The sequence below is a fragment of the Micromonospora sp. NPDC047756 genome (assembly GCF_055587245.1).
In genome coordinates this window covers 321745-335067 of the sequence record NZ_JBVJGQ010000004.1, presented here as the reverse complement: position 1 = coordinate 335067, position 13323 = coordinate 321745, and the positions used below count along the sequence as shown (strand labels likewise).

At 71.5% G+C, this 13323-nt stretch carries 11 protein-coding genes and 1 pseudogene; 9 read left to right on the top strand and 3 right to left on the bottom strand.

Translation table 11 applies throughout. The features are described from left to right. Window positions 1-39: 39 nt before the first annotated feature. Window positions 40-1374 carry a TrkH family potassium uptake protein gene (locus ACZ6NZ_RS14730; RefSeq protein ID WP_465858601.1) on the bottom strand — a complete coding sequence of 445 codons (1335 nt, stop codon included), beginning with the start codon at window positions 1372-1374 and terminating at the stop codon, window positions 40-42. Between the two features lie 161 nt (window positions 1375-1535). On the opposite strand from ACZ6NZ_RS14730, the pseudogene ACZ6NZ_RS14725 reads away from it, so the two are divergent. From ACZ6NZ_RS14725 to ACZ6NZ_RS14690, 8 genes and pseudogenes are all read left to right on the top strand, one after another. Further along, window positions 1536-1694, top strand: a pseudogene (locus ACZ6NZ_RS14725) (glycerophosphodiester phosphodiesterase); the annotation flags it as partial. 858 nt (window positions 1695-2552) lie between these two features. Beyond that, window positions 2553-3752, top strand: a complete 1200-nt coding sequence (locus ACZ6NZ_RS14720) for a substrate-binding domain-containing protein (RefSeq protein WP_366610637.1) — start codon at window positions 2553-2555, stop codon at window positions 3750-3752. A 2-nt stretch (window positions 3753-3754) separates the two neighbouring features. Next, the gene (locus tag ACZ6NZ_RS14715; RefSeq protein ID WP_355005715.1) at window positions 3755-4498 is read left to right on the top strand and encodes an ABC transporter ATP-binding protein; all 744 of its coding nucleotides are present in this window, start codon (window positions 3755-3757) and stop codon (window positions 4496-4498) included. Next, window positions 4498-5280 carry an ABC transporter ATP-binding protein gene (locus ACZ6NZ_RS14710; RefSeq protein WP_366610969.1) on the top strand — a complete coding sequence of 261 codons (783 nt, stop codon included), beginning with the start codon at window positions 4498-4500 and terminating at the stop codon, window positions 5278-5280. The genes ACZ6NZ_RS14715 and ACZ6NZ_RS14710 overlap by 1 nt, the downstream gene beginning before the upstream one ends. Continuing rightward, complete coding sequence (locus ACZ6NZ_RS14705) at window positions 5280-6170, top strand: branched-chain amino acid ABC transporter permease (protein WP_366610633.1); 891 nt, start codon at window positions 5280-5282, stop codon at window positions 6168-6170. The genes ACZ6NZ_RS14710 and ACZ6NZ_RS14705 overlap by 1 nt, the downstream gene beginning before the upstream one ends. Next, entirely contained in the window at window positions 6167-7270 is a 1104-nt protein-coding gene (locus ACZ6NZ_RS14700; RefSeq protein WP_366610632.1) for a branched-chain amino acid ABC transporter permease, read from the top strand. Before ACZ6NZ_RS14705 ends, ACZ6NZ_RS14700 begins: the two co-directional genes overlap by 4 nt. Before the next feature lie 97 nt (window positions 7271-7367). Beyond that, complete coding sequence (locus ACZ6NZ_RS14695; RefSeq protein ID WP_465858600.1) at window positions 7368-9491, top strand: RecQ family ATP-dependent DNA helicase; 2124 nt, start codon at window positions 7368-7370, stop codon at window positions 9489-9491. A 476-nt stretch (window positions 9492-9967) separates the two neighbouring features. Continuing rightward, window positions 9968-10894: a hypothetical protein gene (locus ACZ6NZ_RS14690; RefSeq protein ID WP_465858599.1), complete on the top strand. Its 927-nt coding sequence runs from the start codon at window positions 9968-9970 to the stop codon at window positions 10892-10894. Between the two features lie 124 nt (window positions 10895-11018). On the opposite strand, the gene ACZ6NZ_RS14685 is transcribed toward ACZ6NZ_RS14690, so the two are convergent. Next, a complete protein-coding gene (locus tag ACZ6NZ_RS14685) occupies window positions 11019-11435 on the bottom strand; it encodes a helix-turn-helix domain-containing protein (RefSeq protein WP_465858598.1) in 417 nt (138 codons plus the stop codon). A gap of 247 nt (window positions 11436-11682) precedes the next feature. On the opposite strand from ACZ6NZ_RS14685, the gene ACZ6NZ_RS14680 reads away from it, so the two are divergent. After that, a complete protein-coding gene (locus tag ACZ6NZ_RS14680; RefSeq protein WP_366612786.1) occupies window positions 11683-12123 on the top strand; it encodes a hypothetical protein in 441 nt (146 codons plus the stop codon). Here ACZ6NZ_RS14680 and ACZ6NZ_RS14675 read toward each other — a convergent pair. Further along, window positions 12120-13292, bottom strand: coding sequence for a class I SAM-dependent methyltransferase (locus ACZ6NZ_RS14675; RefSeq protein WP_465858597.1), 1173 nt, complete (start codon window positions 13290-13292; stop codon window positions 12120-12122). The two genes, ACZ6NZ_RS14680 and ACZ6NZ_RS14675, sit on opposite strands and share 4 nt — an antisense overlap. Between the last annotated feature and the right edge of the window lie 31 nt (window positions 13293-13323).

Here is a 13323-nt window from a genome sequence, read left to right as displayed (position 1 = left end):
CCAATGGCGTAGCCGGTGCGCGGGCCGGCGAGACACGCCCTAGCCGACAATGGGTTGCTCCTGGGGGTAGCGGTAGAGCCGGCGTCGGGTGTTCAGGGCGATCGCCGACCCGAGGGTGAGCGTCCCGACGCGGCCGATGAACATCAGCACGGTCAGCGCCACTTGGCCGCCGGCCGGCAGTTCGGCGGCCAGACCGATGGTCAGACCGGTGGTGCTGAACGCCGAGGTGATCTCGAACAGGGCCGCGACGAAGCGGACGCCCTCGGTGAGCAGCAGCAACAGCATGGTTCCGGCCATCACCAACGCGACGCTGAGCAGCGCCACGGTGATCGCCTGCCGCTGGCTCGCAGTGGCCACCCGCCGGTGCCCGATCGTCACGTCGGGCTCACCGCGCAGCTCCGCCCAGATGGTGAACGCCAGCAGGAAGAACGTGGAGACCTTGATGCCCCCGGCCGTGCTGGCGCTGCCGCCGCCGATGAACATCAGCACGATCAGCAGGGGATAGCTCTCCTCCTGGAGAGCGGTGATGTCCAGGACGCTGAAGCCGCCGGTGCGGCTCAGCGCGATCTGGGTGAACGACGCGAGGATCTTCCCGGGTACGTCGTACTGGCCGATCGTGCTCGCGTTGGTCCATTCTGCGGCGAGCAGGCCACCGAAGCCGAGCAGCAGCAGCACCACGCTGCCCCAGATGGTCAACTTCGTCGCCACCGCCCAGCGGATCGGCTGCCGCCATTCGCGGACCGCCTCGAAGAGGGCGGGAAAGCCCAGACCGCCGATGATCGCGCCGATCGCCAGGGGCAGCGACACCCACGGGTCGCGGCTGAAGGCCAGTAGGCCATCGGTGTAGAGCGCGAAGCCACCGTTGTTGAACGCCTGCACGGCATGGAAGACACCCGACCAGAGGGCTTCGGAGAACGAGTAGTCGTAGGTCAGCCAGAGTCGACCGGTGACCAGCGCTGTCATCACCGCCTCGCAGGCGAAGACGGTCAGTGCGATCCGGCGGAGCAACCGGCCCACGTCACCGAGGCCGAACTCCGCCGTCTCGGCCTGCACCAGCAACCGGTTGCGCAGTCCGAGCTGACTGGAGACAACCAGGATGACCAACGCGGCGACGGTGAGGATGCCGAGGCCGCCGAGCTGGGTGAGCAGAGTGATCACCAGCAGGCCCCAGCCGGACCAGTAGTTCGGCGTGTCGGTGATGGCCATGCCGGTGACCGACACGGCCGAGGTGGCGGTGAAGAGTGCCGTGACCACGGGTGGGCGTACCTGTTCGGCGGTCGCCCAGCGCGCCATGAGCAACCCGGTACCGAGCAGGATCGGCACCAGGAACGCGAACGGCACCAGCCGCACGGGATTGCGGAAGAACCGGTGCACCAGACAATCTTCCTGTCCTCCCGCTCCCCTGGAGTGGGAACGGGCATTCCGGAGATTCATCTGCCGGCCAGCCATCGACCAACTCCTGGCAAATCACGGGCGGTCTGCTTACCCGGACCATCGATGACAGGGGACGGCGTTGCGACGTACCCTCTCGACCCGAGATCTCCGGCACCACCGACGTGTCGACCCGCGCGGAGTTCGCGGCGCGTAAGGCGACGAAGACCATCGACGGTGTCGCGGTGACCGGGTGGTTCACCGAGGACTTCACCCTCGCCGAGCTGAAGACGCTGCGGGCGCCCTCACGCTGGCCCGTCGTCGCCACCCGGACGGCGGGCCAGCCCTGTGCCCGCCCGCCGGACGGTGCCGCCTGCGGGGTGCGGGCATCACCCCCCGACGCTATGGAGCTGATGCCGCAAACGAATCGCACCCGCCCCCGTCCGCCCGCGGTGGCCCCGGTCCGCCCGCGCTAACCCTGGACAGGGGCTCCCTGGTCGAGCACCGCAGGTGGAGCGGGAAGATCGCGCCGATCTTGCGGTTTCGGTTGTCGACATGGGTGGAATGCAGCTTATGTCGGGACAGGAAGTGCAAGATCGCGGGGCAGGGACAGCGCGGCGCGGGCGATCATGGAGTTGTGGTGCCCGGGTTGGCAGTTCGGGGGCGTTTTGTTGCCCACCACAACTGCATGATCGGCGAGGTGGCTGTCTGCGGCGGGCTGAGGGAGCGACATCGGCGAAGTGGCGATCTTCGCCTGCTCGGCCTGCGGGGGCGCGCTCGGGCGGCGTTACCGGTCGGGCTGAGCGCTGGGTTCCTCGTCGACGTCGATCGGGCGGAGACGACGGTGTCCGAGGAGGACGCTCAGCGCGTACGTCATCGGGTCTTCTGTGACAGCCCGCTCCACGATCGGCGGCGCTGCTCGCGTGCGGCTGCCCACCACGGGCCCTGCGGCTGACCGAACCGGGCGAATGGCGCGGGACGACACACGGCTCGGGTGGTCCGTGGCGGTTCGGGCCATCGAGGGCAGGGGCTCCCGACTGCTAGTGGGGCCCGTTGTAACCTCCGGCCACCTCATTCCTGTTACTTGTGTGTTTCCGCCACATAGCTCGTGGGTGACGTCACTTCTAGCGTGAGCCGTCACGAAGAAGTTCTCTCCCTCTGAGTCCTCATGTGGAGTCGCAATGACGGTCCGGACGACGCGGCGGGCGTTCCTCTCCGCCGCCACGATGATGGCCGCGGCGTTGGCCGCCACGGCCTGTGGCAGCCCGCAGGACACCGCCACCGGCGGCGGCGACAGTGCCGCGCCGGTCAAGGTCGGCCTGGTGTACTCCCAGTCGGGAGCCCTGGCCAGTTACGGCAAGCAGTACATCGAGGGGTTCAAGGCGGGGCTGGACTTCGCCACCCAGGGCACCGGCAAGGTCGGTGACCGGAAGATCGAGCTGACCGAGGTCGACGACGCGGGCGATCCGGCCAAGGCGGTCTCCGCGGCGAAGGACCTGATCGGCAAGGGCACGAAGATCATCGCTGGCTCCACCGCCTCCGGTGTGGCGCTCCAGGTGGCGCCGATCGCGGCGCAGAACAAGGTGCTGTTCATCTCCGGCCCGGCCGCCACGGACGCGGTGACCGGCGCGAACAAGTACACCTTCCGCTCCGGTCGGCAGTCGTACCAGGACGTGGTGACCGCCAAGTCCTTCATCGGCGACCCCACCGGCAAGAAGGTGGTGGTCTTCGCTCAGGACGGCGCGTTCGGTGACGCCAACGAGGCCGCCGTCAAGGCCGTCATCGGCAGCGCGGGCGCGACGGTGAGCAGCGTCCGGGCCCCGGCCAGTGCCACCGAGTTCACCCCGTTCGCCAGCCAGATCAAGGCCGCCAAGCCGGACCTGCTCTTCGTGGCGTGGGCGGGCACGACCGCCCCGGCCATGTGGCAGACCCTCGACCAGCAGGGCGTCCTCTCGTCCACCACTGTCGTCACCGGCCTGGACATCCGCGCCTCGTGGCCGACCTTCGGTGCGGCCGGCGCGAAGATCTCCTTCCTGTCGCACTACTTCGACGGCGCCAGCGACACCGAGGCCAGCAAGGCGTTGAAGGCCAAGGTCAACACCATCGACCTGTTCCACCCGGACGGCTTCGCCGCCGCGCAGATGGTGGTTCGGGCCGCGCAGGAGGGTGGGGACGACGTCGACAAGATGGTCACCGCCCTGGAGGGGTGGAGCTTCGACGGGGTCAAGGGCAAGATGACCATCCGGGCCGCCGACCACGCGCTGCTCCAGCCGATGTTCCAGGCCAAGCTGGCCGGCAGCGGCACCGCGTTCACGGCGACCGCGCAGAAGAGCCTCACCGGTGACGAGACCGCGCCGCCGGCCGTGGCCATGAAGGGCTGACCATGCTCGCCACCCGCGGTCTGACCTGGCGGATCGGTGAGGTCGCCATCGTCGACAGCGTCTACCTCGACCTGGCGCCCGGGGAGTTCCTGGGCGTCATCGGGCCGAACGGCGCCGGTAAGACCTCACTGTTCAACCTGATCACCGGCCTGCGCCGGGCCACCGAGGGCCGGGTCGTTCTCGACGGGCAGGACATCGGGGCGCTTCCGCCGCACCGGCGGGCCCGCCTCGGCCTGGGCCGTACCTTCCAGGCGTCCTCGGTCTTCGGCTCGCTGAGCGTGCGGGAGAACGTCCGGCTCGCCGTGCAGGCGCACCGCGGGGGCTCGATGGCACTGTGGCGGCGGGCGGCGGCCGACCGGGAGGTCGCCGTCGCCGCCGACGCGGCGCTCGACCGGGTCGGCCTCGCCCACCGGGGTACGGCCCTCGCCGGCACCCTGGCCCACGGCGAGAAGCGCAAGCTGGAGATCGCCCTGCTGCTCGCCGGTGAACCGCGGGTGATGCTGCTGGACGAGCCGATGGCCGGGGTCAGCGCCGAGGACGTGCCGGAACTGGTCGCCGTCATCAAGTCGTTGACCGGCGACAGCGGCCGGGCGGTGTTGATGGTCGAACACCACATGGACGTCATCCTGGAACTGGCCGACCGCATCGCCGTCATGCACCACGGTGCGCTGCTGGCCTGCGACACCCCGGAGACGGTGATGGCCAACCCCACGGTGCAAGAGGCCTACCTGGGGGAGTCGCTGTGATAAGTGAACCGATCCTCAGTGTGGAGGACCTGTCGGTCCGGATCTCCGGGCTGCACATCCTCCAGGGGGTGTCCTTCACCGTCGCCCCGACCGGTGTGACGGTGCTGCTCGGTCGCAACGGCGTCGGCAAGACCACCACGCTGCGCGCGATCGTCGGCCTCACCCCGCCCGCCGGGGAGGTCCGCGGCACCATCCGGATGGGCGCGCAGAGTCTGCTGACCCGGCCGACGCACCGGCTGGTCCGCGGTGGGCTCGGCTACGTGCCCGAGGACCGCTGCGTGTTCGCCGGGCTCACCGTCGCGGAGAACCTGCGGCTCGCCGAGCGGCGCGGCACCACCCCGGCGTACGACAAGGTCTTCGCGCTCTTTCCCGAGCTGGACCGGCGCGGACGGCAACGGGCCGGTTCGCTCTCCGGCGGGCAGCAGCAGATGCTCGCCATCGGTCGGGTGCTGCTCAACGACAACCGGCTGCTGCTCGTCGACGAGCCGACCAAGGGGTTGGCGCCGAAGGTGGTGACCGAGGTGGCCGAGGTGTTGGAACGGGTCGCGGAGTCGGTGCCGGTGCTGCTGGTCGAGCAGAACCTCGCCGTCGTACGCCGACTGGCCCGCGACGCGGTCGTGCTGGCCGCCGGCAAGGTGGCCTGGACCGGCGACGCCCACGAGTTGCTGTTGGAGACCGCGTTGACGAAGTCGCTGCTCGGTGTCGGCTCGGCGGAGGTGTCTGCGCCGAGCGCGAGGAGTGAGCTTGCGAGCCCCGCAGTCGCGAGGGAGGACCAGCACTGATGGGCACCGTGATCCTGTTGGCGTTGACCGGGCTCGGCCTGGCGGCGCTGTACTTCCTGGTCGCCTCCGGCCTGTCCCTGGTCTTCGGTCTGGCCGACGTGCTCAACTTCGCGCACGGGCTGTTCCTCGGCGTGGGCGCGTACGGCACCTGGTGGGCGGCGGGCAACCTGCCGGGCGCCGGCCCGGACGGGTTCGGCTTCGTGGTCGCTGTCGCCTTCGGGGTGGCCGCCGGCACACTGGTCGCGATCCTGGTCGAGCTGGTGCTGATCCGCCCGCTGTACTCCCGCACCATCGAGCAGGTGCTGGTCACCGTCGGGTTGTCGCTGGCCGGGGTGGCGTTGCTCCAGGCCACCTGGGGTGCGGACGCCCGGCCGTTCCCGCGCCCGGACTGGACCCGGCAGGTGACCGGGATCCTCGGCGCGCAGGTGCCCAACGGTGGTCTGCTGCTGATCATCGCGGCGGTGCTGGTGCTCGGCGCGATCCTGGCGTTCCTCCGGTGGACCCGGTACGGCCTGGTGATCCGGGCCGGGGTGGAGAACCGGGAGATGGTGACCGCGCTGGGCATCGACGTCCGCAAGGCGTTCACGCTGGTGTTCGCGATCGGTGGGGCGGCTGCGGCGCTCGCCGGTGCGCTCGGCGGGGTCTACTTCGGCACCGTCTCGCCGGGGCAGGGCGGCTCGCTGCTGATCTTCGCGTTCATCGTGGTGGTGATCGGCGGAATGGGCTCGGTCGTCGGCTCCGCGTACGCGGCGGTCGTGGTCGGGCTGGTGCAGCAGTTCGTCAACTACTACGGCACATCCGGGCTGGGCGACATCTGCGTGGTCGGGCTGCTGGCCGTGGTGCTGCTGCTGCGCCCGCAGGGCATCGCCGGAAAGGTGGCAACGGCATGACGGTGATCGACGCTCCTCCCGCGCAGGTGCCCGACGAGTTGACCCCGCAGCGGGGGCGGTGGCACCGGGTCCGCCCGTTCCTGCCGCTGGTGGCGCTTGTCGTGCTGGCGATCCTGCCGTACTCGACGATCTCCCTGCCGGGGATCTTCGAGGGGCCGGTCAACTCACCCGGCACCCTGCAGATTCTCGCCATCTGCCTGATCTTCGGTGGGCTGGCGGCCGGGTACGACCTGCTCTTCGGCCGGACCGGGATGCTCTCCTTCGGGCACGCGCTGTACTTCGCCGCCGGTGTCTACGGCACCGACATCCTGGTCACCCGGGCCGGTCTGCCGCTGTGGCAGGCGGCGCTGCTGACCGTCACCGGCGGCACCATCCTCGCCGCTCTGCTCGGCGCGGTGGCGCTGCGTACCGTGGGCATCGCGTTCGCCATGGTCACGTTGGCCTTCGCCCAGGTGGGCGCGATCCTGGTGGCCCGGGACTTCGGCGGGCTCACCGGCGGTGAGGAGGGCCTGCCGCTGGACGTGTCCGGGCTGCCCGCCGGCCTGGTCGGGGTGACGAACACGGTCAACCTGTACTGGTTGGCGCTGGCGTACCTGACGCTGGTGGTCTTCGTGGTGCACCGGGTGAGCGGCTCACCGACCGGTCGGGTGCTCGCCGGGCTGCGCGACGACGAGCGGCGGATCGGCGTGCTCGGGCTGGACCCGTACCGCTACAAGCTGGTGGCGTTCACCCTGGCCGGCGGGTTGGCGTCGGCGGGCGGGGTGGTCTACGTCCTGATCGTCGGCGGCGCGTCGCCGCACATCACGTCCTCCGAGCTGACCCTGTCGCTGCTGGTCATGGTGGTGCTCGGCGGGCCGGGCACCCGCTGGGGTCCGGTGCTCGGTGGTGTCCTCTACATGTACCTGGACCACCGGCTCACCGCCTTCGGCACGAGCGACGCGGTAGACAACCTGCCGGCCGTCCTCAGCCGCCCACTGAGCCAGCCCCTGTTCGTCCTGGGCACGGTATTCATCCTGGCCGTCTACTTCTTCCCCGGCGGCCTAACGAGCCTGGCCCCCCGCCTCTCCCACCTGACCAAAGCCCTCCGCCCCCGCCGTTAAGCGTTGATCAAGAGGTTTGCGTCAGAATCCGACCGGATGGTGACGCAAACCTCTTGATCAACAGGGGTGTGACGGGCGGCGCTGGTAGAAATGCCGGGTGGAGACAGCAGAGCGGGCAGCGGTACGTGAACGGGCCGAGGCGGTGCTGCGCCGGCTGGCCGGTGACCACGCCCGGCTGCGCGAGGATCAGTGGCGCGCGATCGAGGCGCTGGTCGTCGACCGGCGGCGCGTGCTCTGCGTCCAGCGCACCGGTTGGGGCAAGTCGGCTGTCTACTTCGTGGCCACCGCCCTGCTGCGGGAGCGGGGGGAGCACGGCCCGACGGTCATCGTCTCGCCGCTGCTGGCGTTGATGCGCAACCAGGTCGAGGCCGCCGCGCGCGCCGGCATCCGGGCCCGCACGATCAACTCGGCGAACCTCGACGAGTGGGACGAGATCACCGCCGAGATCCAGACCGGCGCGGTGGACGTGCTGCTGATCAGCCCGGAACGGCTCAACAACCCGGATTTCCGCGACGGCGTGCTGCCGAAGTTGGCCGCCACCACCGGCCTGCTGGTCGTCGACGAGGCGCACTGCGTCTCCGACTGGGGGCACGACTTCCGACCGGACTACCGGCGGCTGCGGACGTTCCTCGCCGAGCTGCCCGAGCGCACCCCCGTGCTGGCGACCACCGCCACCGCCAACGCCCGGGTCACCCAGGACGTCGCCGAGCAACTGGGCGACGCCCTCATCCTGCGCGGCACCCTGGACCGCGAGTCGCTGCGCCTCGGGGTGCTCGACCTGCCCAGCCCGGCGCACCGGCTGGCCTGGCTCGCCGACCACCTGGACCAGCTGCCCGGCTCGGGCATCGTCTACACGCTGACCGTGGCGGCAGCGGGGGAGACCGCCGAGTTCCTGCGCTCCCGGGGCTACCCGGTCGCCTCGTACAGCGGGCAGTCCGACGACGCCGACCGGCGCGCCGCCGAACAGGACCTGCTCGACAACAAGATCAAGGCGTTGGTCGCCACCAGCGCCCTCGGCATGGGCTTCGACAAACCCGACCTGGGCTTCGTCGTCCACCTCGGCGCGCCGCCCTCGCCGATCGCGTACTACCAGCAGGTCGGCCGCGCGGGTCGCGCCGTCGAGCATGCCGAGGTGCTGCTGCTGCCCGGCGTCGAGGACGCCGCGATCTGGCGGTACTTCGCCTCGCTGGCGTTCCCACCGGAGCAGCAGGTCCGGGCCGTGCTGGCCGCCCTGCACACCGACCGCCCGCTCTCCACCCAGGCCCTCGAACCCCTCGTCGACCTGCGCCGGGCCCGGTTGGAGCTGATGCTCAAGGTGCTCGACGTGGACGGCGCGGTCCGTCGGGTGCGCGGTGGTTGGCTCGCCACCGGCGAGCCGTGGGTCTACGACGAGGCCCGGTTGCGCCGCGTCGCCGAGGCGCGCACCGTCGAGCAACAGGCCATGCGGGAGTACGCGACGACGTCCGACTGCCGGATGCGGTATCTACGGGAACGCCTGGACGACACCGAGGCGGTCGACTGCGGTCGCTGCGACAGGTGCGCCGACCCCCTCTTCGCCGCGGACGTGTCGACGGCAGCGCTCGCCGCCGCGCAGACCTTCCTGGGTCGACCCGGCGTGGAGATCGCTCCGAAGAAGCTCTGGCCGACCGGGCTCGACGCGGTGGGCGTACCCCTCAAGGGCCGCATCGCCCCCGCGGAGCAGGCGCTGCCGGGCCGGGCCGTCGGGCGCCTCTCCGACCTGGGTTGGGGTGGCCGGCTGCGTGCCCTCGTCGGCCCGGACGCGCCGGACGCTCCGGTGCCCGACGACGTGGCCGGCGCGGTCGTGGAGGTGCTGAAGGCGTGGGCGCATGGCGACGACCCGTGGCCCCGCCGGCCGGCGGCGGTGGTCGCGGTCGGTTCCCGGCGGCGGCCCCGGCTGCTCGGCTCGCTGGCCGAGCGGATCGCCACAGTGGGCCGGCTGCCGCTGCTCGGTGAGGTCACCGCGGCCGGTCCCGACGGCCCGGCCGGGCCGCGCGGCAACAGCGCCCAACGGGTACGCGCGCTGCACGACGCCTTCACCGTGCCGGCCGACCTGTCCGACGCCCTGGCCGGGCTGGACGGCCCGGTGCTGCTCGTCGACGACCTGATCGACTCGGGCTGGACGATGACGCTGGTGGCCCGAGCCCTGCGTCGCGCCGGCGCGACCGACGTGCTCCCGCTCGCCCTCGCCGTGGCCGGCTGACCCGCTGCCGGCACGTCGGTCGCGAGGCCAGTCCTCGGCGATGGTCCGGTCTGCGCCGTGGTCCGTGCCCGCCCGGCGCTGCGGCGTGGTCCGTGCCGTGGTCGGCGCCGTGCTCGGGGCGTTGCCGGGCGCTGTGGCGTGGTCGGCGCCGTGGTCGGTGCTTGTTTGGGGTGTTGCCGGGCGCTGTGGCGTGGTCGGTGCCGTGGTCGGGGTGTCGCCGGGCGCGCTGTGGCGTGGTCCGCGCCGTGGTCGGGGGTGTTGCCCGGCGCTGTGGCGTGGTCCGCGCCGCTCGGGGTGGGAAAGTTCCCGGGCGGTGTCGAGTGCGACGGTCGCCACGCTGTCCGGGCGTCGGCCTGACCCGGCGGAGCGCGGCGGTACCGTGGTCGGCATGACCGACCGGCAGCCCTTCACCCGTGCGCGCACCGTCGCCGGCAGGACCGCTGGCGGCGAGGCCAGCGAGGCGCTGGGCGTCGGTCGTGGCTGACCAGGGCCCCGTCGAGCCGGACCGGAGCACCCTCCGGCTGGCGTTGGTGGTCGGCGGGCTGGTGCTGGCCGTGCTGCTCGGCTTCGGCCTCGGCCGGCTGAACGCCAACGGTGCCGCCACCGGCAGCCCGTCGTTGGCCGCCGAGCACACCGACCCACCGGGCGTCGCGCCGCACAACCACGGCAGTGCCACCGCCACCGATCAGGGAGCGGCCGTCGAGCCGGGCGGTCTGGCGGTCAGCTCGGCCGGGTTCACCCTGGTGCCCCTGGCCACCGAGTTCGCGGCGGGTCGCCCCGGTCAGCTCCGCTTCCAGGTGCGCGACGCGCAGCGGCGGCCGATCACCCGGTTCGCCATCGTGCACGACAAGCCGATGCACCTGATCGTCGTCCGGCGGGACCTGACCGGTTACCAGCACCTGCACCCGAGCATGGCGGCGGACGGCACGTGGTCGGTGCCGTTGACCCTCGCGCAGCCCGGCCTCTGGCGCGCGTACGCCGATTTCACGGTGGTCGCGGACAGCGGCGCGCAGACCGCCGTGACCCTCGGCGCGGACCTGGTGGCCCCCGGCGACTACCGACCCCGTCCCCTGCCGGGGCCGGCCACCTCGACGACCGTCGACGGCTTCACCGTCGGCTACCAGGGCACCGCGCAGGCCGGGGCGACAGTGCCGCTGACCTTCCGGGTGGACGGCGCTGATGGCGCAGCGAAGTTGGAGCGGTACCTCGGGGCGTACGGGCACCTGGTGGCGTTGCGCGAGGGCGACCTCGGCTATCTGCACGTGCACCCGGAGACCGAGTTGGTGGACGGTCAGATCAAGTTCTGGTTGACCACCCCGGGCCCGGGTCGCTACCGCCTCTACCTCGACTTCCAGGTGGACGCGGAAGTCCGAACGGCCGAGTTCACCCTGACCGTCCCCTAACCCCACCTCCCCGGGCCCACCCCCCGTTGATCATGAAGTTATTGCCCTTCGCCTCGGCGTGTCGTGGCAATAACTTCATGATCAACGGCTGCAAGGGGTGGGCGCGGGGCGGGGGGTGGGGGGGTTAGCTGGCTCGGCGGTTGGGGCGGCGGGCCAGGTAGCGGAGCAGGTCGCGGATGTGGTGCTTCTCCTCGGCGGGGACCGTGGGGTCGGCCAGTCGGTCCAGGATGGCCCGGACGTCGGCCTCGACCGGGCCGTCGTCGTGGCGTCGGCGGGGCGCGTGACCGGCGTCGGGCAGCCCGAGCGCGCGGAACGCGGCAGCGACCGGCAGATCCAGCGCGCTGCAGAAGCCGCGCACCTTGGCCAATTCGGGATAGTCCTGCCAGTCGCCGGCCAGCCAGCGGAAGACGGTGGAGCGGCCGACGCCCGTGTGTGAGGCAAGGTCAGTCACGGTCCAGCCTCGTTCCTCGCGAGCGTCATCGATGGCGCGCCGGACGAAGCGGGCGAAGGCCATCTGCGGTGATACGTCGGCTGATCCCATCCCTGCGTGTCTTCCCCCCTGCCGGAGCACCGGGACGATGCGCCTCCCGAGGGTAGTACGCGAGGAGCCGGAAACAATTGACTGACCGCACAAACTGTCCCGTGGGCGAGACTTTTCTCTGGAAGCGTGTGTGCAGAACGAAAATTGCATCGAGCGATCTTCATCGTTCTTCGATTAAGCTCGGTGCCCGTCCCGACATCGCGTCCGTCCCCTGCCGCCTGCGACCGGACCATCGCCGAGGAGCACCATGGCCGAATCGAGCCGCCCCCAGCCGTACCAGCCCGGTGCGGTGAGCCTCTTCTTCGTCGCCAAGGCCGGCGTCTTCGCCGCCGCGTTCTGGATCTGGTTGCTGGTCCTGGTGCTCCGCACCGACTCCGCGACCGGTCTCCAGGTGCTGGCTGCCACCGGCGCCATCACCACCACGCTGGTCGCTGTGCTGCTCGGTGCCCGGATGGCGTTGCAACACAACGCCGCCATCCGGCACGCCGAGGTGAAGAAGCTGCTGGTCGACATATCGTGGAACGCCTTCGCGGCGGCCGGCAACGCCGGGACCGAGGGCAAGGTCGTGCCATTCCCGACCACCCCGGGCGACGGTGACTGGGCCGGCCAGCGGCCCGCCGCCGACCGGGTGTCGGTCCTCGACCGTGCCGCCAGCGAGCGCAACGGTGGCCGGGACCGCCGACGCTAGGTGCCTAGGGGCTGAGCGGGTGCCTCTCCGGCGGCCAGCAGGGTCTCCAGCCGGGGCGTGACCTGCCACTGGTCCACCAGCGCGCGGTACTCCGCGCGCTGAGGCCCGGTCGCCCCGGCGCCGGTGCGACGGGCGCGGATCAGCAGGTTACGCGGGGTGTGCTGCGAGTCCACGAACTCCACCACCTCGGTTCGGTAGCCGTGCACCCGCAGCAACCCGGCGCGCAGCGCGTCGGTGAGCACGTCGGCGAAGCGCTCGCGCAGGATGCCCTGCCGGGTCAGCATCTCGTACGGGGCCGGAGCGGGATGGGCGCGGAGCTGCTTCGCCAGGTCGTGGTGGCAGCACGGCGCGGCCAGCACCCAGCGGGCCTCCCAGCGCACCGCGCGGGCCAGCGCCTCGTCGGTGGCGGTGTCGCAGGCGTGCAGCGCCAGCACCAGGTCGGGGGCGGGGTCGACGACGGCGTCGGCGATCGTCCCGGCCACGAAGCTGACCTGGTTCGCCCAACCCAACCGTTGCGCCAACTCGGTGTTGCGCCGCCGCTGGTCCTCCCGGACGTCCACGCCGACCAGGTGGACGTCGAGCCCCCGACCGGTCAGGTAGCGGTACGCGGCGAACGTCAGGTAGGCGTTGCCGCAGCCCAGGTCGACCACCCGTAGCGGACCGGTCAGGTCGTCGGGCAGGGTCGCGGCCAGGGCCCGCAGGAACGCGTCCACCTGGCGGCGCTTGGCCGCCGACCCGCCGATCTCGGCGAAGATCGGGTCACCGGGGTCGAGCAGGTATTCCTTCGCCCGGTCGTTCCCGGTGGGCGTCGCCGCCGGACGGGACGTCGCGGCCCGGTGCACCTGTGCCTCACCCGACTTGGTCACCCGCAGTTGCAGGGTCGCGTCGGCCGTCTCGACGTGCCAGTTGCCGAACGGCTCGGCCAGCAGTTCGTCGATCGCCGCGGCGGCCTCCGGACCGGAGGCGAGGTTGCGGGTGTAGGGGCGAGCACCGTCGGACGTGGTGATCTGCATCCGGGGCCCGGCCTTGAGCCGTACCGGCCGCAGTTCGGCCCGCTCAACTGTGGGGCGGCGACCGCGTCGACGTCCGGCGGCGACCGCCCGGGTCAGCGCGGGGTCGAGCAGCAGCGCCCGAACCTCGGTCAGGGCGGCGTCCAGTGGTTGCGGCATCGTTCCATCTTCGGCAGGTGGGGTGGGAGAA

Coding starts and splice junctions, on each gene's coding strand:
- ACZ6NZ_RS14680 (WP_366612786.1), top strand. CDS start 11,683: ATGGCCGAATCGAGCCGCCCCCAGCCGTACCAGCCCGGTGCGGTGAGC.
- ACZ6NZ_RS14700 (WP_366610632.1), top strand. CDS start 6,167: ATGACGGTGATCGACGCTCCTCCCGCGCAGGTGCCCGACGAGTTGACC.
- ACZ6NZ_RS14720 (WP_366610637.1), top strand. CDS start 2,553: ATGACGGTCCGGACGACGCGGCGGGCGTTCCTCTCCGCCGCCACGATG.
- ACZ6NZ_RS14685 (WP_465858598.1), bottom strand. CDS start 11,435: ATGGGATCAGCCGACGTATCACCGCAGATGGCCTTCGCCCGCTTCGTC.
- ACZ6NZ_RS14705 (WP_366610633.1), top strand. CDS start 5,280: ATGGGCACCGTGATCCTGTTGGCGTTGACCGGGCTCGGCCTGGCGGCG.
- ACZ6NZ_RS14715 (WP_355005715.1), top strand. CDS start 3,755: ATGCTCGCCACCCGCGGTCTGACCTGGCGGATCGGTGAGGTCGCCATC.
- ACZ6NZ_RS14675 (WP_465858597.1), bottom strand. CDS start 13,292: ATGCCGCAACCACTGGACGCCGCCCTGACCGAGGTTCGGGCGCTGCTG.